Genomic DNA, 18,133 nt, shown 5'->3' on the forward strand with positions numbered 1-18,133 from the left:
TGAACAGCGAAAGAGAATGACAAGTGAGCACCCTTCGAAGATGCCGGGGGTTACTGAGAAACAGGCAGGAAATACCGGGTTCTGCGGCAGGACGGTTCTGATGGTGGGCGAGGGCTGAGGAACAAATGGCGTAGTACGTTTCGTACTGAGGTCAAATCAATCTAAACCCCTCCCTCCGACTGGAAATCCAAAGAGTGTAACGATTGGGTTCTGCAGAACCCGGGAGTCGTCATCATGAAATACCTCCATTCACTCCTGTTGCCCCTCACCGCCGTAGGCGTGCTGATGTTTCCCGCGATGTCACCTGCCGCCAGCCTTGAGCCCATCAACAGCTCGGGGGTGCAGGTGCAAAGCCAGGAGCAAAACGGCATCACCTACCTGTCCGGCGGTATCGGCGAGGATGAGTCCAGGGCCATCCAGCAGACCACCGGCTATAACCTGCACATGACGTTCTCTGTCGGGACGGGAAATGAATACTCTTCTGACGTGCATGTAGTTATTCAGAAAGCCCCGGGGCAGACCGTGCTGACGCTCAATGACGCCGGTCCGCTGGTTTACGTGAAACTGCCTGCCGGTAAATACACGGTCATTGCGACGCATCACGGAGAAACACGGCATGACGTTGCCGATGTTGGCAGTGGTGCAGCCCGTAACCTGGTTTTCCACTGGAATGATGCGAGTTAACGAGAGGCTCTAAACCCTGGGCCCTGCGACTCAGGGTTTTTCGTTATTAACACCCGCGTACGCTTGGATGAGTGCAACGCGTAAAGGGTTGGTTTCTACGCTCAGCAGCTTGATGGCCAAGGCGCAGCAGACCACGATCAACATAGGTTTGATCAGCCGTGGTCCGACCCGAACAGCGGCCCGTGCACCCAATTGAGCGCCGACGAAGGCTGCCAAAGCCATGGCAATGGCTACCGGCCAGATAATCACACCTTTGGTGATAAAGACCGACAGAGAACCGAGATTGCATGAGGCGTTGGCAAGTTTGGTAAAGCTCATGGCCCGCATCATGCCCAAGCCGCAGAGCAGTACGAATCCGACGATAAAGAAAGAGCCCACACCAGGACCAAATATACCGTCGTAGAAGCCAAGAATTGGCGCAACGGTAAACGAAAAAAGCAGAATGCCGATTCTCTTGCGTCGATCTTCATTGGCCAGCTTTGGAGAGAGCGCAAAATAGATGGCTACCAGGATCAGCATGATAGGTACGCAAACTTCCAGATAGCGTTTATCAATAGAGCTGACCAGCAAGGCACCACTGGCGCCGCCAATGAATCCGCAGATAACCAGGAAACGGCCTTCGCGCCACTCGATCATTCCTTTGCGAGCAAAGGTTACAGTTGCCGAAACAGTTGCCGAAGCGGCCTGGAACTTGTTCGTGGCAATCGCACTGATGGGGTCCATCCCAGCCAGAAAAAGTGCAGGCAATGTTATCAGCCCGCCCCCACCTGCAATGGCATCAAAAAAACCGGCGCAGAACGCCACGAGCGCCAATAGGCTAATTACATCCCAAGACATCCCAATCCCTCTTTTACAATTATTGGCAAGTCATCCGTGTGACTGGCCACTCAACAGTCAGGGCGTTTGGCAAACGTCAGCCCTGCAGCCTCAACGGGTCTTCTGAAATAACGATAGGAGACGAAATTTTCGACAGGCCAAAAATGCCCATTCTGTGCAAACCGATGATCAGCGTATGTCATCCAATTCCGTTAAAGCATACGGAGTATTCCGACAAACCAAGAGACTGCCAGGAAGGGCCGATTTCCAATGTCTGAAGCTTTTGGGGACTCAGCTCCGGCAACCATTACGGGCACTTGCTGGCGTGGCGAGAGGAGGTGGGAATTATCGCTTCGATGGTGACTGGGGTAGTGCCTCGTCAAATCGCAGGCATAAAAAAACCCTGAATCTTGCGATTCAGGGTTTTCGGTATTTGGTGCCCAGAGACGGAATCGAACCGCCGACACGGGGATTTTCAATCCCCTGCTCTACCGACTGAGCTATCTGGGCAACGGGGCGCATTAAACGGGTTTTTCAGGGGGGCGTCAAGCAAGTTTTCAAAAAAAATTTAATTATTACCGTCGCTTACGTTCCGACCCCCGATAAATCGGGGTTATTCCGACGGCGGCACGTAGCCTTCGGCCTTGGCGTAATCCTCGCCGGAGAAGTACTTGTCCATCTCGCCCTGAAGATATTTGCGATCTTCGGCGTTCATCATGTTCAGGCGTTTTTCGTTGATCAGCAGGGTCTGGTGTTTTTGCCAGTCGGCCCAGGCCTTGGCCGAGACGTGGTCAAAAATGTCCTGGCCTTTGGCGCCCGGGAAGGGGGCGCGCTCCAGGCCTGGCAATTCTTCTTTGTACTTGCGGCACATGATGGTGCGGGTCATGACGACTCTCCTGCGTTCAATACGGCGGCCGCGCGTTCGAGCAAGGTTTTGACCGGGGCGGCAAGGCCCAGGCGCGGCGGGGTGGCGAGGTTATACCAGAGCCAGTCAGCCTCGGCCATGTGATGGCCGGACTCCTGGACCTGAACCAGCCAGGGTTCGATGGATAACTGAAAATGGCTGAAGGTGTGCACCAGGCTCGGCAATGCCTGTTGGGTGCCCAGTTCCAGCGAGTGCTGCGCTGCCAGATGCGGCAGGTCGTCGAGGTCGTCGAGTTCCGGCAGGCTCCACAAACCGCCCCACAGGCCCGTGGACGGGCGGCGGTAAAGCAGGATCGCGCCCTCGCCGTTGGCGAGCATCGGCATCAGCGTGCGTTTCTGCGGGATGGCTTTGCGCGGCTTGGGGATCGGGTAGCGGGTTTCCAGGCCGAGCATGTGCGCCTCGCAGCCCTTTTCCAGCGGGCACAGCAGGCAGCTCGGTTTGCTGCGGGTGCAGAGCGTGGCACCGAGGTCCATCATCGCCTGGGTGTAGGCGTTGACGCGGGTCTGCGGTGTAAAGCGCTCAGCGTTGGCCCAGAGCTGTTTGGCCACCTTCGGCTCGCCGGGGTAGCCCTCTTGTGCGGTAAATCGCGCCAGCACCCGTTTGACGTTGCCGTCGAGGATCGGCGCGCGCAGGCCCATGCTGATGCTGGCGATGGCGCCAGCGGTGGACAGGCCGATCCCCGGCAGATCAGTGAGCTTTTCTACGTCCCGGGGAAATTCGCCGCCGTACTGCTCGACGACGATTTTCGCGGTCTTCTGCAAATTGCGCGCGCGGGTGTAGTAACCCAGGCCCGTCCACAGGTGCAGCACTTCGTCTTCCGGTGCCGCCGCCAGGGCTTCGACCGTTGGCAACGAGGCCATGAAGCGGTCGAAGTAGTTCAGCACGGTGCTGACCTGGGTCTGCTGCAACATGATTTCCGAGACCCATACCCGATACGGGTTGATGTCTTGCTGCCAGGGCAAATCGTGACGGCCGTGGCGGTCGAACCAGTCCAGCACCGCCGTTGAAAACTGCTCGGCTCTCATCGCTTGAACAGCTCCTTGAGCGCGTCTTTCAGTTTCGGGTTGACCTTGTCGCCCCATTTCTCGTCGATTTTTTCGCTGATCCTGTCGCCAGCCAGTTTGGCCGCGACCTGGCTCATGCGGTCGTTATCCAAACGGCAAGCCTTGGCGCCCAGCTCCAGCGGGCCGCGGCAGCGCAGTGGCCACTCGATGCCGACAAACTTGTCGCCGACCTGACAGGCCGGGTCCGGCATGGCGCTGGTATCGCCTTCGACGATGATGCCGACGCGGTAGTCCATGCCCAGCACTCGCAGATCGATGTCACCGTCACCGTTGACGGTCATGCCCGGGATGCGCACTTTCAGGTCCGGGTTGCTGGCCACGCCGTTACGCAAGGTCAGGTTGCCCTTGAGCTCCTGGAACGGTGTGTCCTTGCCGCGCGGCTCACCGTTGAGGGTTTTGCGGTTGAGCGTGGCGATGCCTTTGCACAGCTGTTGCTCAAGGTTGGCGTTGAGCAGCACGCCATTGTTGATGACGAAACTGGCGTTGCCGTTGAGGGTTTCGATCAACGCTTTCTGGCTGTTGCCGCTACCGGTCAGGCTGCTGTTGAGCGTGACCAGGCCTTTGACCGGCGGATTCTTGCCCTGGCTTTCGAGGATTTTTTCTGCCGGTACCCGGCTGATCTTCGTCTGCAGGTTCAGCGCCGGCACTGGCTGGCGTACATCGAGCGTGCCGTTGGTTTCAAAGCTGCCCTCGTACAGGTCGCCGCGCAGGTTGGCCAGTGTCAGCAGGCCGCCCTGGCCGGTGGCCTTGAGCGCCGCGTTATGGATCGGCAGTTTTTGCAGGGTCAACTGGCCGAAGGTCAGGTCGGCGTCCACATCGAGCTTGCTCAAGCGTTCCACGGGCAACAAGCGCTCACTGCTCCAGGCGTCCTTGGTCGGCGCGGGTGGCAACGGAGTGCTGCCGGCGCCGGCCATGGCATCGGCTTCGGTGCTGGCGACTTCGGCCTGACGCACTTGTGTCGCGCTATTGGCCTCGGCGGATTTCGGCGGCAGGTAACGGTCGACGTTGAAGGAGTCGGCCTTGAGTGCTGCGCGCAACGATTGCTTTGCGAAGTCTTCGACGGCGATACGGCCGCTGAAGGTGCTGTCGTCGACTTTGAGGTTGAGATCGTCAAGCGACAGGCTGGTCGGTGTCGCTGCCAATCGGCTGACCAGCTCGACTTTGCTCAGGCTGCCTTCGCCCATGGCCGGGAGTTTCTGGCCGATGCTGTCGACGAATTTCGCCAGGTCGAACTGGGCAATCGAGATGCCGCCGCTGACCTGTGGGGTCTTGTCGAGGTCGTTGACCTTCAGCTCACCCAATGCCCGCAGTTGGTTGGCGGAGATCTTGATGCCGGTCCATTCGGCAACGTTGGCGGCCTTGTCCAGCGCCAGCTGGCCCTGGGCGGAGAAGGTCATGGTCTTGCCTTGCAACGGGTCGCCGGCGACTTCACCGGACAGTTTCATGTCTTCGAATTTGTAGCGTTGCAGGGCGCGCTCGATGCGCAGCTCGCCGTTGAGCTCAGTGCGTACCCGCAAGACTGGCTGATTGGTGCCCAGGAAGGCGGTTAGCTTGACCGGGATATTGGTGGAGTCGTGCACCGCGCCGGTACTCAGCTGGATGCTTTCGGCGCTGAACTGCTTGCCGGTTTTTTCGTCGTTGTACTCAACGCGGGCGTTGTTCACGGTCAGGCTGTCGATGTCCAGGCGGATCGGCTGCGGCGGTTTTTCCGCCGCAACGCTGGCTTGGGGCGCAGGTTCGGTAGCGGCTGGCGGGGTGCTGGACGCGTCGGTGCTGGCCGTTGCAGGCAGCTTGCCGATGTCCTCCCAGTTGCCGTGACCGTCCTTGTCGCGGTTCAGGCGCAGGTTCAGGCCTTCGACGCGCACGTCGCTCATCTGCACTTCGCGGCGCAGCAGCGGCAGTACGCGCACCGACAGGCCGAGCATCTGCAAGTCGGCGTACGGTTCGGTCGGTTTGACCATGGTTGCGACACTGGCGTCGTGCAACTCCAGGCCCAGCCACGGGAACAGGCTCCAGCCGATATCGCCATTGAGCGTCAGCTCGATGTGGGCCTTGTCGCGGGCTATCTGGCGAATCTCGTCTTTGTAGTCGTTGGGATCGAAGAGGTGGGTCAGGGCAAAGCCCAGCGCCACAATGATCAGCAACAGCCCGAGAAGCACCAGACCCAGGATTTTGCCGAACGCTTTCATGGGCGAGTCCTTGTAATTAGTCGAATTCGAAATTTAGCCGAGGAGTATAGCGCCCCCGAACAGACGGCCGGTCAGCGATCACGTCGGCAGTACATCCAGCGGCAGTTTCAACTTGGCCGCCAGTGCTTGTGCTTCCAGATGCCCGGCAGGCGCCAGCAAGCGCAGCGTCATACCCGATTGCTCGGCCATTTTCCGGGCTTCGGCGACCAGTCGCTCGGCAACCCCACGGCGACGGGTAATTTTTCGCACACATATTTGGGACAAGTGCCAGGCGTCTTGGTGCCTTTGCAGGCGGGCCGCGCCCAGCAGGCGATCATTGAAGCGTCCGGCGATCAGTGTGCCGTCGCGCAAACAGTCTTCGATCAACTGCGCTTCCCCGGAAAACGGTGCGAACAGCCAGTCCGGGGCGTCGTGGTAGATCTTGTGCAGATCCTGCCGATCCTGGGCAGTGGCTTGGTTCAGCGGCTCGACAATGATCGGCATGGTGATTCCCGTGAGGTCATGAGGTGAGAGAGATCGGATGACGTACAAAAGGCGATGTCAGTTTGGTTTTTCTGTCGCTTGCAGATGGTAACCTTTGCCCGTTCGTCCGTCCTTCTGCGACCTGTTGTCGCACAACAAGGTGCTCCACCAAAAAACGGTCATGCCTGCGTGTATCAAGGCCGGGAGTGAACCGTGGCTGGCGAACCCTACTGATAATTGGGGGATACACAATGACCACGAGCATCACGGCGGACGGCTTGCGCGCTGACCAGCCAGCGTTCCTGTCCAAGGAGCGGATCATCGCCAAGCCCGGTTTCAACCGTTGGCTGGTGCCACCGGCCGCGCTGGCCATCCACTTGTGCATCGGCATGGCCTACGGCTTTTCGGTGTTCTGGTTGCCGCTGTCCAAGGCGCTGGGCATCACCGCTGCGGTAGCCTGCGCGCCGGACATGAGCTTTATCGCACAAGTCTTCTCGTCCCAGTGTGACTGGCCGATCTCGATGCTCGGCTGGATCTATACCCTGTTCTTCATCTTCCTGGGTTGCTCTGCAGCGATCTGGGGTGGCTGGCTGGAACACGCCGGGCCCCGCAAGGCCGGTGTCGTATCGGCGCTGTGCTGGTGCGGCGGCCTGCTGATCTCGGCGCTGGGGGTGTATACCCACCAGATCTGGCTGATGTGGATCGGCTCCGGGGTCATTGGCGGTATCGGCCTGGGCCTGGGCTACATTTCGCCGGTGTCGACCCTGATCAAGTGGTTCCCGGACAAGCGCGGCATGGCGACCGGGATGGCAATCATGGGCTTCGGCGGTGGCGCAATGGTCGGTGCGCCACTGGCGGCGGCGTTGATGGGGCATTTCGCTTCGCCAACCAGCGTCGGCGTGTGGCAGAGCTTCCTGGTGATGGCCGCGATCTACTTCGTGTTCATGATCGGTGGCGCATTGTCCTACCGCGTCCCGCCAACCGGCTGGAAGCCAGAAGGCTGGACCGCCCCGGCGAAAAAAGCCTCGAACGCAATGATCACTCATCGTCATGTTCACGTGAATGTGGCCTGGAAGACGCCGCAGTTCCGTCTGGTGTGGCTGGTGCTGTGCCTGAACGTGTCGGCCGGTATCGGCATCCTCGGCATGGCGTCGCCGCTGTTGCAGGAAGTGTTCGGTGGCAAGTTGCTGGGCAATGACCTGGCATTTGGTCAACTCGATGCTTCACAGCTGGCTTCGATTGCCGCCATTGCTGCCGGTTTCACCGGTTTGCTGAGTCTGTTCAACATCGGCGGGCGTTTCTTCTGGGCTTCGTTCTCGGATTACCTGGGCCGCAAAAACACCTACTTCGTGTTCTTCGCCCTGGGATTTGCCCTGTACGGACTGATTCCGAGCCTGGGTCACCTGGGCAGCATCGCCCTGTTCGTGGCGGCGTTCTGCATCATCCTGTCGATGTATGGCGGTGGTTTTGCGACTGTTCCGGCGTATCTGGCGGACTTGTTCGGTACGCAAATGGTCGGTGCGATCCATGGTCGCCTGCTGACGGCGTGGGCGGCTGCCGGCGTGCTCGGTCCAGTGCTGGTGAACTATCTGCGCGAGTATCAGCTGAGCATCGGCGTCGAGCGTGCAGCGGCGTACGACATCACCCTGTACATCCTCGCCGGCCTGCTGGTGCTGGGTTTCCTGTGCAACCTGCTGGTGCGTCCGGTGGCCGACAAGTACTTCATGAGCGACGCCGAACTGGCTGCCGAACAGGCGCTGGGCCATGACAAAGGCGCTGACGCCAGCACGTCGCTGGAATGGAAAGCCGCGCCGGGTACCAAGCCGCTGGCGGTTGCGGCGTGGCTGGTGGTGGGCATTCCGCTGGCGTGGGGTGTTTGGGTGACCTTGCAGAAGACGGCAGTGCTGTTTCACTGATACCAGTTTCAACCCGAAACCTGTGGGAGCGAGCTTGCTCGCGATAGCGGTCTGACGGTCAACAGAAATGTTGAATGTGATGGCCCCATCGCGAGCAAGCTCGCTCCCACAGTTGTTTTGTGGTGTGCCAAATGGCTTGTATGGACATGTACATCGCCGGCACCCCCGGATTCACTCCGTCAGGGATATCACCTCGCGTGTTTCTGTTTGGCGCCCGCGCCCCTATAATGACTGCCTTTTTCGCCCAATGATTTTGCGGAGCTGGTGATGGCCGAACGTAAGGCGTCTGTCGAGCGCGACACTCTGGAAACCCAGATCAAAGCCTCGATCAACCTCGATGGCACCGGAAAGGCCCGATTTGATATCGGTGTTCCTTTTCTTGAGCACATGCTGGACCAGATCGCCCGTCACGGGTTGATCGACCTGGATATTGTCAGCAAGGGCGACCTGCATATCGATGACCACCACACGGTGGAAGACGTCGGTATCACCCTCGGCCAGGCGTTTGCCAAAGCCATCGGCGACAAGAAAGGCATCCGTCGCTACGGCCACGCCTACGTGCCGCTCGATGAAGCGCTGTCGCGCGTGGTGATCGACTTCTCCGGTCGCCCGGGCCTGCAGATGCACGTGCCGTACACCCGCGCCACCGTGGGCGGCTTCGACGTTGACCTGTTCCAGGAATTCTTCCAGGGCTTCGTCAACCATGCGTTGGTCAGCCTGCACATCGACAACCTGCGTGGCACCAACACCCACCACCAGATCGAAACCGTGTTCAAGGCTTTCGGCCGCGCCCTGCGCATGGCCGTCGAGCTCGATGACCGCATGGCCGGGCAAATGCCATCGACCAAGGGCGTCCTGTAATGCAGACAGTCGCGGTTATCGATTACGGCATGGGCAACCTGCACTCGGTGGCCAAGGCCCTCGAGCACGTCGGTGCCGGCAAGGTGCTGATCACCAGCGATGCCAACGTGATTCGCGAAGCCGACCGGGTGGTTTTCCCCGGCGTTGGCGCGATTCGCGACTGCATGGCGGAGATCCGTCGCCTCGGTTTCGATTCGCTGGTACGTGAAGTCAGCCAGGACCGTCCGTTCCTCGGCATCTGCGTGGGCATGCAAGCCTTGCTCGACACCAGCGAGGAGAACGACGGCGTCGACTGCATCGGCCTGTTCCCGGGCGCGGTGAAGTTCTTCGGCAAGGATCTGGTCGAGGACGGCGAACACCTGAAAGTCCCGCACATGGGCTGGAACGAAGTGAAGCAGAAGGTCAGTCACCCGCTGTGGCACGACATTCCGGACCTGGCGCGGTTCTACTTCGTGCACAGCTACTACATCGCTGCCGCCAACGCGCGGCAGGTGGTGGGGGGCGGTCACTACGGTGTCGATTTCGCCGCGGCGCTGGCCGAAGGCTCGCGTTTCGCCGTGCAGTTCCACCCGGAGAAAAGCCATACCCATGGCCTGCAGTTGCTGCAGAACTTCGCTGCGTGGGACGGTCGCTGGTAAATGGCAACCAAGAAATCCAAGCCGCCGATTCTGACCCTCACTCCCGAGCAGGAGAGCGAGGCCAATCGCAAGATCAAGCGTTTCATGGAAGACCGCTTCGAACTCGACCTCGGCTCGTTCGAGGCGGCGGAGATTCTTGAGCTGTTTACCCGTGAAATTGCTCCGCATTATTACAACAGGGCGATTTTCGATGTGCAGGCGCATCTCAAAGAGAGGTTCGAAAGCATCGAAAGCGACCTGTGGGCGCTCGAGAAAAACTGATTTCCGAGCCAAGCTGATCATTCAAATTTGAAGGTTTGCCAGATGCTGATTATTCCCGCTATCGATCTTAAAGACGGTGCCTGTGTTCGTCTGCGCCAGGGCCGTATGGAAGATTCCACGGTGTTCTCCGATGACCCGGTGAGCATGGCTGCCAAGTGGGTGGAGGGCGGTTGCCGCCGTCTGCATCTGGTCGACCTGAACGGCGCGTTCGAAGGCCAGCCAGTCAACGGCGAAGTGGTGACGGCCATCGCCAAGCGCTATCCGAACCTGCCGATCCAGATCGGCGGCGGTATCCGCTCGCTGGAAACCATCGAGCACTACGTGAAAGCCGGCGTGAGCTACGTGATCATCGGCACCAAGGCCGTGAAAGATCCGGCCTTTGTCGCTGAAGCCTGCCGCGCGTTCCCGGGCAAGGTGATCGTTGGCCTGGACGCCAAGGACGGTTTCGTCGCCACCGATGGCTGGGCTGAGATCAGCACCATTCAGGTGATCGACCTGGCCAAGCAGTTCGAAGCCGACGGCGTGTCCGCCATCGTTTATACCGACATCGCCAAAGACGGCATGATGCAGGGCTGCAACGTACCGTTCACCGCGGCACTGGCTGCTGCCACGAAGATCCCGGTGATCGCTTCCGGCGGCATCCACAACCTGGGCGACATCAAGACCCTGCTCGACGCCAAGGCGCCAGGCATCATCGGCGCCATTACCGGTCGTGCGATCTACGAAGGCACCCTCGACGTCGCCGAAGCGCAAGCTTTCTGCGATTCGTACAAAGGCTGAGGAAACGACCATGGCCCTGGCCAAACGCATCATCCCTTGCCTGGACGTGGACAACGGCCGGGTGGTCAAGGGTGTGAAGTTCGAAAACATCCGCGACGCCGGTGACCCGGTGGAAATTGCTCGTCGCTACGACGAGCAGGGTGCCGACGAGATTACCTTTCTCGACATCACCGCCAGCGTCGACGGCCGCGACACCACGCTGCACACCGTCGAACGCATGGCCAGCCAGGTGTTCATCCCACTGACCGTGGGTGGTGGCGTACGCACCGTGCAGGACATCCGCAACCTGCTCAATGCCGGTGCGGACAAGGTTTCGATCAACACCGCCGCGGTGTTCAACCCGGAATTCGTCGGCGAAGCCGCACAGCATTTCGGCTCGCAATGCATCGTGGTGGCCATCGATGCGAAGAAGGTTTCCGGGCCGGGCGAAACTCCGCGCTGGGAAATCTTCACCCATGGCGGTCGCAAGCCAACCGGTCTCGATGCCGTTGAATGGGCGAAAAAAATGGAAGGCCTGGGTGCCGGTGAGATCCTGCTGACCAGCATGGACCAGGACGGCATGAAAAACGGCTTCGACCTGGGCGTCACCCGCGCCATCAGCGATGCGCTGGGCATCCCGGTGATCGCCTCCGGCGGCGTCGGCAACCTGCAGCACCTGGCCGACGGCATTATCGAAGGCCACGCCAGCGCGGTACTGGCGGCGAGTATTTTCCACTTCGGCGAATACACCGTGCAGGAAGCCAAGGCCTATATGGCCCATCGCGGAATCGTGATGCGTTAAACAAACCGATACAGTCCAGTGGACACCATGGCGTACCCAAGGCACTCTTGGGTACGCCATGGATTTCGGTAGCCAGATATGCTTAAACGCTTTCTTCTCGTTCTCGCCAGTGCTTCTCTGTTGCTCATTAACGGGGCGCACGCTGCAGACCGTTCCGATACCGACCTGGTGTTGCTGACGGAAAACTTCCCGCCATACAACATGGCGAAGAACGGCAAGAACTTCGCTCAGGACGAGAACATCAACGGCATCGCCACTGATATCGTCCGCGAGATCTTCAAGCGCGCCGACATTACCTACAGCCTGACGCTGCGTTTCCCTTGGGAGCGAATCTACAAACTCACCCTGGAAAAACCCGGTTACGGCGTATTCGTCATGGCGCGGTTGCCGGATCGCGAAAAGCTATTCAAATGGGTCGGTCCGATTGGCCCGGACGACTGGATCATGCTGGCCAGGGCTGACAGCAAGATCACCCTCGAAACCTTGAATGACGCGCGCAAGTACAAGATCGGCGCCTACAAGGGCGACGCCATTGCCGAGACGCTGGCCAAGCAGGGGCTTAATCCGATTGTTGTGCTGCGTGATCAGGACAACGCGAAAAAACTGGTCAACGGCCAGATCGACCTGTGGGCCACCGGTGATCCTGCCGGGCGCTATCTGGCGCGGCAGGAAGGGGTTAACGGGTTGAAAACCGTACTGCGTTTCAACAGTGCCGAACTGTACCTGGCGCTGAACAAGAATGTGCCGGACGAAACGGTGGCCAAGCTCCAGGCGGCGCTGGACCAGATGCGCAAGGAAGGTCGGGTGGACGAGATCATGGCGCAGTATCTCTAACGCCCGACACCCTCTTCAGCCATGTGCATAACACTGTGGGAGCGAGCTTGCTCGCGATAGCGATCTGTCCTTCACCAATGATGTCGACTGACACGACGCCATCGCGAGCAAGCTTGCTCCCACAGGGGTTCTGCGGTGTAGATACTAGCGGTACACCCCATCCTTCCCATGGGCAGCGGTCGCCCGATTGCTGCGAACACTGATCATCTGCCGGATATCAATCCACTCGATCCCCTGAGTCTTGAGCTTGGGTAATTCGCGTTCCAGCACCGCCAGCGTCTGCGGATACGGATGACCGATCATCACCGCCGAGCCCTGCTTGCGCGCAAGACTGATGGCCGTCTGTAGCTGTGTGAAAATCGCCGTTTCCGTTGGCTCATCATCCAGGAACACGTCCCGCGAAACACTCGCCAACCCGATCTTCTGCGCCTCGGCTGCCGCGACAGTCTGCGCACTGGTGCGGCTGTCGACGAAGAACTTGTGTCGTCGTTGCAAGTCCGCCATCAGCCAGGCCATAGCCGCTGGCTGTGCGGTCATGCGGCTGCCCATGTGGTTATTGATGCCGCTGGTGTACGGGACCATTTTGAACGCGGCGTTCAGGCGTTTTTCCAGCTCCTCGACGGACAGCTCGGGATGCCAGGCGAACGGTCCGGTGGCCGGATCCATAGGCATGTGCAGAATGACGACCTTGCCGGCGCGATGGGCTTCGCGGGCAAATTCGGTGGCGTGGGGCGTGTCGGGCATGATTGCCGTGGTCACCGGGCCGGGCAGGGCCAGCACGCGGCGATCCCGGGGCAGGTTCTGCCCCAGGTCATCGATGATCAGACTCAGGTAGGCTTTGTGGGGCGTCGATCCGGCGGGTTCTGCGTGAGCAACACCCGCCAGACAACACAACAGCCCGATCAGCAACCGCAGAAGCATCTCAACGGCCGGACGTGATGCTCAGCCCTTTGAGCAGGCTCAGGGCCTGGGCCAATTGGTAATCATCGTCCTGTGGCATCGGCTTGGCTTTGCCGCTGGAACCGGTCGGTTTGTCTGCGCCGCCGTTGCCGTTGCCCAGGTGACCCTGCAGGTCCGCTTCCTTGAAGTAGTCGCTGTCCTGCTCGCTGGTGATCTTGGCCTTGCGCACTTCGATGTCCGGGACGATGCCCTGGGCCTGGATGGAGCGGCCGTTCGGCGTGTAATACAACGCCGTGGTGATCTTCAATGCGCGTTCGTTGTTGAGCGGCAGAACCGTCTGTACCGAGCCCTTGCCGAAACTGGTGGTGCCCATCAGCACGGCGCGTTTCTGGTCCTGCAGGGCGCCGGCGACAATTTCCGAAGCCGAAGCGCTGCCGCCGTTGATCAGCACGACCATTGGCACGGCTTCGCTTTCGTCCTTGCCGGTGGCAGAGAAGCGCAGCTCGGAGTTGGCAATACGGCCCTTGGTGTAAACGATCAGGCCCTTGGTGATGAAGTGGTCGACCACTTCGACCGCCGATTGCAACACTCCGCCCGGGTTGTTGCGCAGGTCGAGAATGATGCCCTTGAGCTTCTTGCCGTTCTCCTTGCGCAGCTTGGCCAGGGCCTTGGAAACCTCTTCGCCGGTCTTGACCTGGAACTGGGTGATGCGGATATAGCCGTAGCCCGACTCCAGCAACTGGCTCTTCACGCTCTTCACCTGAATGACGGCGCGGGTCAGGGTCACGTCGAACGGTGCCCCGCCGTCGCGCACCAGGGTCAGGGTGATTTTCTGGCCGATCTTGCCGCGCATCTTGTCCACGGCTTCGGTCATGCTCTGGCCACGGGTGGGCTGGCCGTTGATCTTGACGATGAAGTCACCGGCCTGGATGCCGGCCTTGGAGGCCGGGGTGTCATCGATGGGCGAAACCACCTTGATGAAGCCGTCTTCGGCACCGACTTCGATACCCAGGCCACCGAATTCTCCGCTGGTGCTTTCCTGCAACTCGGCGAAGTCTTCAGGGCCGAGGTAGGCCGAATGCGGATCGAGGTTGCCGAGCATGCCCTTGATGGCGTTTTCCAGCAGAGTCTTGTCGTCCACCGGTTCGACATAAGCGGCTTTGATCCGGTCCATCACCTCGGCAAAGGTGCGCAACTCATCCAGCGGCAGTGGCGCCTTGGTGGTCGCAGCAGTGCCCGCAGGCGCAACTGCCGGCGCTGGTTGAGCGGCAAACGCCAGAGGCGCGCCGATCACCAGGGCGATCGTCAGGGCCAGCGAGGTAAGGCGGGACAAATGCAGCATGTCGAACGAACTCCTAATGTAGGTAACTCAACGCCTATCCTTGCGCGTGGCACCATTGCGCGGGGTCACTCGGGTGACCCAGCTGACGAATTGCGAAATACAGCGCTGGTGTGTCCTGCCCGCCACTGTTACCGACAGTGGAAATAGGCTCACCGGCTTTTACAACGTCACCCGCAGACTTGAGCAGCGTCTGGTTGTGACCGTACAGACTCAAATAACCATTGCCGTGGTCGAGAATCACCAGCAACCCGGCGCCACGCAACCAGTCGGCGAACACCACGCGACCACCGTGTACGGCACGCACCGCACTGCCGGCAGACGCGCCGATCATCACGCCGTCCCACTTGGTCCGGGCATCGTCGCCACGGCTTTCACCGAAACGCGCCAGCAGTCGACCGTCGACAGGCCAGGGAAGTTTGCCGCGGGTTGACGCAAACGGGCCGCCAAAGGTCTCGCCGGAACTGGAAACCAGTGCGCCTGGTGTCGATCTGACCGGTTTGCGTGGGGCGTCGTCGCTGGCATCCGCCTGCGCTTGGGCCTCACGTAAACGCTTTTTTTCGGCTTCCTGCTGGGCAATCAGCGCTTTTTGCCGCGCTTCTTCTGCCTCACGGGCCTGGCGTGCCAGGGTTTCTTCAATGGTTTTAAGGACTTTAGACAGGTCTGCCTGATCCTGCTCGCGAGCCGCCAGTTTCTGATCGCGAGCCTTTACGTCGTCATTGAGTTTGGCCAGGACTTTCTGGCGCTCCTGGCGAACTTTCTCGAGTTCGCCACGCTGGGTATCGAGGCTGCTTTGCTGCACCAGCAATTGCGCCTGTTGCATGGCGATATCTTTCTCGACATTTGACAGTTGGCGCAGGGTTTCGTTGAAACTTTTCAGCTGCTCCAGGCGAGCCTGGCTCAGGTAGTCGTAATAGGTGAGGGTACGAGCGAATTTTTCAGGATTTTGCTGGTTGAGCAGCAGCTTGAGGTATTCCTGGCGACCGTTCTGGTAGGCCGCCCGGGCCTGCATGGCGATCAGTCGTTGCTGTTCAGTGCGCGCGCTCTGGAGTTTTTTTTTCTCTGCATCGAGGCGCTGTAGCTCGGCTTCGCTTTTCTTCAGCTCTTTTTGCAGGGCTTCGACCTGCTTCTCGAGCTTGCCCATTTCGGTTTCGGTGCCCTTGAGCTCTTTCTGCACACCGGACTTCTCTTCCTGCAGCTTGCCCAGCAGTTTCTTCAGCTCGGCAATATCCTGACGCGTGGCGTCCAACTGCTGTTGGGTGTCTGCGCGCTCGTCAGCAAAGGCCGGTTGGAGCAGGCATGTCAGAGTCAGGGCTATCAGGACGCGAAGCATAGGGGCGGGCGGCACCAGGGAAAGGGACGGCCTAGTATGCCCGCCATGGGCGGCAAAAAAAATGCCCATTTCTGACTGTGTGATGACTGGAGCAAGCGACAGACTGAATTCCATTTCGAAAACTCCATAAACCAGTGTGGGAGCGAGCCTGCTCGCGATGGCGTCCGATCATTCAACATAGATGTTGGCTGTCAGATTGCTATCGCGAGCAGGCTCGCTCCCACAGGGTTTTGTGGTGTTCGGAAGATCTAATCAGACCAGAATCGAAGTCCCGGTCATTTCCGCCGGTTGCTCAAGGCCCAGCAACTTCAGCATGGTCGGCGCCACGTCCGCCAGCACACCGCCTTCGCGGACCTTCAGGTCGCGCTTGCCGACATAGATGAATGGCACCGGCTCGGTGGTATGCGCAGTGTGCGCCTGGCCAGTGGTCGCATCGGACATTTGCTCGACGTTACCGTGGTCAGCCGTGATCAGCGCTTCGCCACCGACCTTTTCCAGTGCATCGACGATGCGACCCACGCACAGGTCCAGGCATTCAACAGCCTTGACCGCCGCTTCGAACACGCCGCTGTGGCCGACCATGTCGCCGTTGGCGTAGTTGACCACGATCACGTCGTAACGCTGGTTTTCGATGGCATCGACGATGCGGTCGGTGACTTCCGGTGCGCTCATTTCCGGTTGCAAGTCATAGGTGGCGACTTTCGGCGATGGAATCAGGATGCGTTCTTCGCCCGGGAACGGTTCTTCGCGGCCGCCGGAGAAGAAGAAGGTCACGTGGGCATATTTTTCGGTTTCAGCGATGCGCAGCTGGGTCTTGCCGTTTTTCGCCAGGTAGTCGCCCAGCACGTTTTCCAGGCTGCCGGCAGCGAAAGCCGATGGCGCAGGGATGCTGGCGGCGTATTGGGTCAGCATGACGAAACCGGCCAGTTTCGGCTGGCGGGCACGCTCGAACTCACTGAAGTTGTCTTCGACGAACACGCGGGTCAGTTCGCGGGCGCGGTCGGCGCGGAAGTTCATGAACACCACGGCATCGCCGTCTTCGACTTTCACCGGCTCGCCGATGGAGGTGGCTTTGACGAATTCGTCGCTCTCGCCACGCTCGTAGGCTGCCTGCAGGCCTTCCTGAGCGGTGGCGGCGTTGAATTCGCCCTGGCCGTCGACAATCAGGTTGTAGGCCTGGGACACGCGATCCCAACGGTTGTCGCGGTCCATGGCGTAATAGCGACCGATGATGCTGGCGATCCGGCCTTTGCCCAGGGCCTGGAAGGTCGCGTCGAGCAGTTCGATCGACGACTGCGCGCTTTTCGGTGGAGTATCGCGGCCGTCGAGGAAGGCGTGCAGGTAGATGTTTTGCGCGCCGCGCTTGAAGGCCAGTTCGGCCATGGCGACCAGATGATCCTGGTGGCTATGCACGCCGCCATCGGACAGCAGGCCCATGAAATGCACGGATTTGCCGGCGGCGACGGCTTTGTCCACGGCGGCGCAGATGGTCGGGTTCTCGAAGAACTCGCCGTCGCGGATCGATTTGGTGACGCGCGTGAAATCCTGATACACCACGCGACCGGCGCCGAGGTTCATGTGGCCGACTTCGGAGTTGCCCATCTGGCCATCCGGCAGGCCGACGTCCATGCCGCTGCCCGAGATCAGGCCGTTCGGCACCGTGGCCCACAGACGATCCAGTACAGGCTTCTTCGCCGCAAAAATGGCGTTGGATTCGGGATTGTCGCTGTGACCGAAGCCGTCGAGAATCATCAGGACCAAAGGTTTAGGCGTGGTAGTCATGGAATCCACTCGTGGCTGAGGTAAAAGGGGTAATGGAAAAAGGGAGTCGCAGTTTAAAGCGAAGTTCCGGCCGCGTCACCGCCGGACGGGGTTTGGCCCACCATAGTGGCTGTGTATACTGGCCGACATTTTAACGCCCTGGAACCTCCTTCGATGGTTGCTCACCTGATTGAATTCGCCACTAACCACTACATTCTCGTCGGTATCTTCGTCGTACTGCTGGCGTTGCTGATTGCCTATCAAATGCAGGGCGGCGGCCGTAGCCTGAGCACTGGCGAACTGACCGGGCTGGTCAACAAGGACGCAGGCGTGGTGATCGATATTCGTCCAACCAAGGATTTCGCCGCCGGTCACATTGTCGGCGCGCTGAACATTCCCCAGGACAAACTGGCCGCCCGCGTTGGCGAACTGGAAAAGCACAAGGCCAAGACCATCATCCTGGTCGACGCCATGGGCCAGACCGCCGGCACCCACGCCCGCGAACTGATGAAATCCGGCTTCACCGCCGCCAAGCTGTCCGGCGGTATCTCCAGCTGGAAAGCCGACAATCTGCCGTTGGTGAAGTGAT

18 protein-coding genes and 1 tRNA gene are annotated in these 18,133 nt (G+C 59.9%); 9 read left to right on the forward strand and 10 right to left on the reverse strand.

What is annotated here, in order from left to right; genetic code table 11:
• The first annotated feature begins 234 nt into the window (after nt 1-234).
• Nucleotides 235-684, forward strand: coding sequence for a carboxypeptidase regulatory-like domain-containing protein (locus ACM6IK_RS28980; protein ID WP_414877019.1), 450 nt, complete (start codon nt 235-237; stop codon nt 682-684).
• Nucleotides 685-714: 30 nt separating this feature from the next.
• On the opposite strand, the gene ACM6IK_RS28985 is transcribed toward ACM6IK_RS28980, so the two are convergent.
• The 6 genes from ACM6IK_RS28985 to ACM6IK_RS29010 form a co-directional block, all read right to left on the reverse strand.
• Entirely contained in the window at nt 715-1,521 is an 807-nt protein-coding gene (locus tag ACM6IK_RS28985) for a TSUP family transporter (RefSeq protein WP_414877020.1), read from the reverse strand.
• A 413-nt stretch (nt 1,522-1,934) separates the two neighbouring features.
• Nucleotides 1,935-2,010: transfer RNA gene (locus ACM6IK_RS28990), tRNA-Phe, on the reverse strand.
• A 103-nt stretch (nt 2,011-2,113) separates the two neighbouring features.
• On the reverse strand, nt 2,114-2,386 hold the full coding sequence (locus ACM6IK_RS28995) for an oxidative damage protection protein (RefSeq protein WP_007972770.1): 273 nt from the start codon (nt 2,384-2,386) through the stop codon (nt 2,114-2,116).
• On the reverse strand, nt 2,383-3,450 hold the full coding sequence (mutY, locus tag ACM6IK_RS29000) for an A/G-specific adenine glycosylase (protein ID WP_414877021.1): 1,068 nt from the start codon (nt 3,448-3,450) through the stop codon (nt 2,383-2,385). Before mutY ends, ACM6IK_RS28995 begins: the two co-directional genes overlap by 4 nt.
• Nucleotides 3,447-5,678 carry an AsmA family protein gene (locus tag ACM6IK_RS29005; RefSeq protein WP_414877022.1) on the reverse strand — a complete coding sequence of 744 codons (2,232 nt, stop codon included), beginning with the start codon at nt 5,676-5,678 and terminating at the stop codon, nt 3,447-3,449. The genes mutY and ACM6IK_RS29005 overlap by 4 nt, the downstream gene beginning before the upstream one ends.
• A 78-nt stretch (nt 5,679-5,756) precedes the next feature.
• On the reverse strand, nt 5,757-6,161 hold the full coding sequence (locus ACM6IK_RS29010; protein WP_108216179.1) for an acetyl-CoA sensor PanZ family protein: 405 nt from the start codon (nt 6,159-6,161) through the stop codon (nt 5,757-5,759).
• 230 nt (nt 6,162-6,391) lie between these two features.
• Here ACM6IK_RS29010 and ACM6IK_RS29015 point away from each other — a divergent pair, with 230 nt between their 5' ends.
• From ACM6IK_RS29015 to ACM6IK_RS29045, 7 genes are all read left to right on the forward strand, one after another.
• Nucleotides 6,392-8,056 carry an OFA family MFS transporter gene (locus ACM6IK_RS29015; protein ID WP_414877023.1) on the forward strand — a complete coding sequence of 555 codons (1,665 nt, stop codon included), beginning with the start codon at nt 6,392-6,394 and terminating at the stop codon, nt 8,054-8,056.
• 267 nt (nt 8,057-8,323) lie between these two features.
• Nucleotides 8,324-8,917: an imidazoleglycerol-phosphate dehydratase HisB gene (hisB, locus tag ACM6IK_RS29020; RefSeq protein ID WP_003218037.1), complete on the forward strand. Its 594-nt coding sequence runs from the start codon at nt 8,324-8,326 to the stop codon at nt 8,915-8,917.
• Nucleotides 8,917-9,555 carry an imidazole glycerol phosphate synthase subunit HisH gene (gene hisH, locus ACM6IK_RS29025; RefSeq protein WP_007972757.1) on the forward strand — a complete coding sequence of 213 codons (639 nt, stop codon included), beginning with the start codon at nt 8,917-8,919 and terminating at the stop codon, nt 9,553-9,555. The genes hisB and hisH overlap by 1 nt, the downstream gene beginning before the upstream one ends.
• Nucleotides 9,556-9,816: a DUF2164 domain-containing protein gene (locus ACM6IK_RS29030; RefSeq protein WP_095942301.1), complete on the forward strand. Its 261-nt coding sequence runs from the start codon at nt 9,556-9,558 to the stop codon at nt 9,814-9,816.
• Between the two features lie 42 nt (nt 9,817-9,858).
• Complete coding sequence (hisA, locus tag ACM6IK_RS29035) at nt 9,859-10,596, forward strand: 1-(5-phosphoribosyl)-5-[(5-phosphoribosylamino)methylideneamino]imidazole-4-carboxamide isomerase (protein WP_007972753.1); 738 nt, start codon at nt 9,859-9,861, stop codon at nt 10,594-10,596.
• A 10-nt stretch (nt 10,597-10,606) separates the two neighbouring features.
• Nucleotides 10,607-11,377, forward strand: a complete 771-nt coding sequence (gene hisF, locus ACM6IK_RS29040) for an imidazole glycerol phosphate synthase subunit HisF (RefSeq protein WP_007972752.1) — start codon at nt 10,607-10,609, stop codon at nt 11,375-11,377.
• A 78-nt stretch (nt 11,378-11,455) separates the two neighbouring features.
• Complete coding sequence (locus ACM6IK_RS29045) at nt 11,456-12,211, forward strand: substrate-binding periplasmic protein (RefSeq protein WP_414877024.1); 756 nt, start codon at nt 11,456-11,458, stop codon at nt 12,209-12,211.
• 144 nt (nt 12,212-12,355) lie between these two features.
• Here the strand turns inward: ACM6IK_RS29045 and ACM6IK_RS29050 are convergent, their stop codons facing one another.
• The 4 genes from ACM6IK_RS29050 to gpmI all read right to left on the reverse strand — a co-directional run bounded on the left by ACM6IK_RS29050 (nt 12,356) and on the right by gpmI (nt 17,565).
• The gene (locus ACM6IK_RS29050) at nt 12,356-13,132 is read right to left on the reverse strand and encodes a divergent polysaccharide deacetylase family protein (protein ID WP_414877025.1); all 777 of its coding nucleotides are present in this window, start codon (nt 13,130-13,132) and stop codon (nt 12,356-12,358) included.
• Nucleotide 13,133: 1 nt separating this feature from the next.
• The gene (locus tag ACM6IK_RS29055) at nt 13,134-14,453 is read right to left on the reverse strand and encodes a S41 family peptidase (protein WP_414877026.1); all 1,320 of its coding nucleotides are present in this window, start codon (nt 14,451-14,453) and stop codon (nt 13,134-13,136) included.
• Between the two features lie 34 nt (nt 14,454-14,487).
• Complete coding sequence (locus ACM6IK_RS29060) at nt 14,488-15,783, reverse strand: murein hydrolase activator EnvC family protein (protein WP_414877027.1); 1,296 nt, start codon at nt 15,781-15,783, stop codon at nt 14,488-14,490.
• A 252-nt stretch (nt 15,784-16,035) separates the two neighbouring features.
• Nucleotides 16,036-17,565 carry a 2,3-bisphosphoglycerate-independent phosphoglycerate mutase gene (gpmI, locus tag ACM6IK_RS29065; RefSeq protein WP_414877028.1) on the reverse strand — a complete coding sequence of 510 codons (1,530 nt, stop codon included), beginning with the start codon at nt 17,563-17,565 and terminating at the stop codon, nt 16,036-16,038.
• Between the two features lie 153 nt (nt 17,566-17,718).
• Here gpmI and ACM6IK_RS29070 point away from each other — a divergent pair, with 153 nt between their 5' ends.
• A complete protein-coding gene (locus tag ACM6IK_RS29070; protein ID WP_108216187.1) occupies nt 17,719-18,132 on the forward strand; it encodes a rhodanese-like domain-containing protein in 414 nt (137 codons plus the stop codon).
• The last annotated feature ends 1 nt before the right edge of the window (nt 18,133 follow it).

The sequence above is a fragment of the Pseudomonas sp. IT-196MI5 genome, from assembly GCF_949767415.1.
GTDB lineage: Bacteria > Pseudomonadota > Gammaproteobacteria > Pseudomonadales > Pseudomonadaceae > Aquipseudomonas.

Bases quoted from the DNA above. Each gene is read 5' to 3' on its own strand.
- ACM6IK_RS28980 (WP_414877019.1), top strand. From the start codon at position 235: ATGAAATACCTCCATTCACTCCTGTTGCCCCTCACCGCCGTAGGCGTG.
- ACM6IK_RS28985 (WP_414877020.1), bottom strand. From the start codon at position 1,521: ATGTCTTGGGATGTAATTAGCCTATTGGCGCTCGTGGCGTTCTGCGCC.
- ACM6IK_RS28995 (WP_007972770.1), bottom strand. From the start codon at position 2,386: ATGACCCGCACCATCATGTGCCGCAAGTACAAAGAAGAATTGCCAGGC.
- mutY (WP_414877021.1), bottom strand. From the start codon at position 3,450: ATGAGAGCCGAGCAGTTTTCAACGGCGGTGCTGGACTGGTTCGACCGC.
- ACM6IK_RS29005 (WP_414877022.1), bottom strand. From the start codon at position 5,678: ATGAAAGCGTTCGGCAAAATCCTGGGTCTGGTGCTTCTCGGGCTGTTG.
- ACM6IK_RS29010 (WP_108216179.1), bottom strand. From the start codon at position 6,161: ATGCCGATCATTGTCGAGCCGCTGAACCAAGCCACTGCCCAGGATCGG.
- ACM6IK_RS29015 (WP_414877023.1), top strand. From the start codon at position 6,392: ATGACCACGAGCATCACGGCGGACGGCTTGCGCGCTGACCAGCCAGCG.
- hisB (WP_003218037.1), top strand. From the start codon at position 8,324: ATGGCCGAACGTAAGGCGTCTGTCGAGCGCGACACTCTGGAAACCCAG.
- hisH (WP_007972757.1), top strand. From the start codon at position 8,917: ATGCAGACAGTCGCGGTTATCGATTACGGCATGGGCAACCTGCACTCG.
- ACM6IK_RS29030 (WP_095942301.1), top strand. From the start codon at position 9,556: ATGGCAACCAAGAAATCCAAGCCGCCGATTCTGACCCTCACTCCCGAG.
- hisA (WP_007972753.1), top strand. From the start codon at position 9,859: ATGCTGATTATTCCCGCTATCGATCTTAAAGACGGTGCCTGTGTTCGT.
- hisF (WP_007972752.1), top strand. From the start codon at position 10,607: ATGGCCCTGGCCAAACGCATCATCCCTTGCCTGGACGTGGACAACGGC.
- ACM6IK_RS29045 (WP_414877024.1), top strand. From the start codon at position 11,456: ATGCTTAAACGCTTTCTTCTCGTTCTCGCCAGTGCTTCTCTGTTGCTC.
- ACM6IK_RS29050 (WP_414877025.1), bottom strand. From the start codon at position 13,132: ATGCTTCTGCGGTTGCTGATCGGGCTGTTGTGTTGTCTGGCGGGTGTT.
- ACM6IK_RS29055 (WP_414877026.1), bottom strand. From the start codon at position 14,453: ATGCTGCATTTGTCCCGCCTTACCTCGCTGGCCCTGACGATCGCCCTG.
- ACM6IK_RS29060 (WP_414877027.1), bottom strand. From the start codon at position 15,783: ATGCTTCGCGTCCTGATAGCCCTGACTCTGACATGCCTGCTCCAACCG.
- gpmI (WP_414877028.1), bottom strand. From the start codon at position 17,565: ATGACTACCACGCCTAAACCTTTGGTCCTGATGATTCTCGACGGCTTC.
- ACM6IK_RS29070 (WP_108216187.1), top strand. From the start codon at position 17,719: ATGGTTGCTCACCTGATTGAATTCGCCACTAACCACTACATTCTCGTC.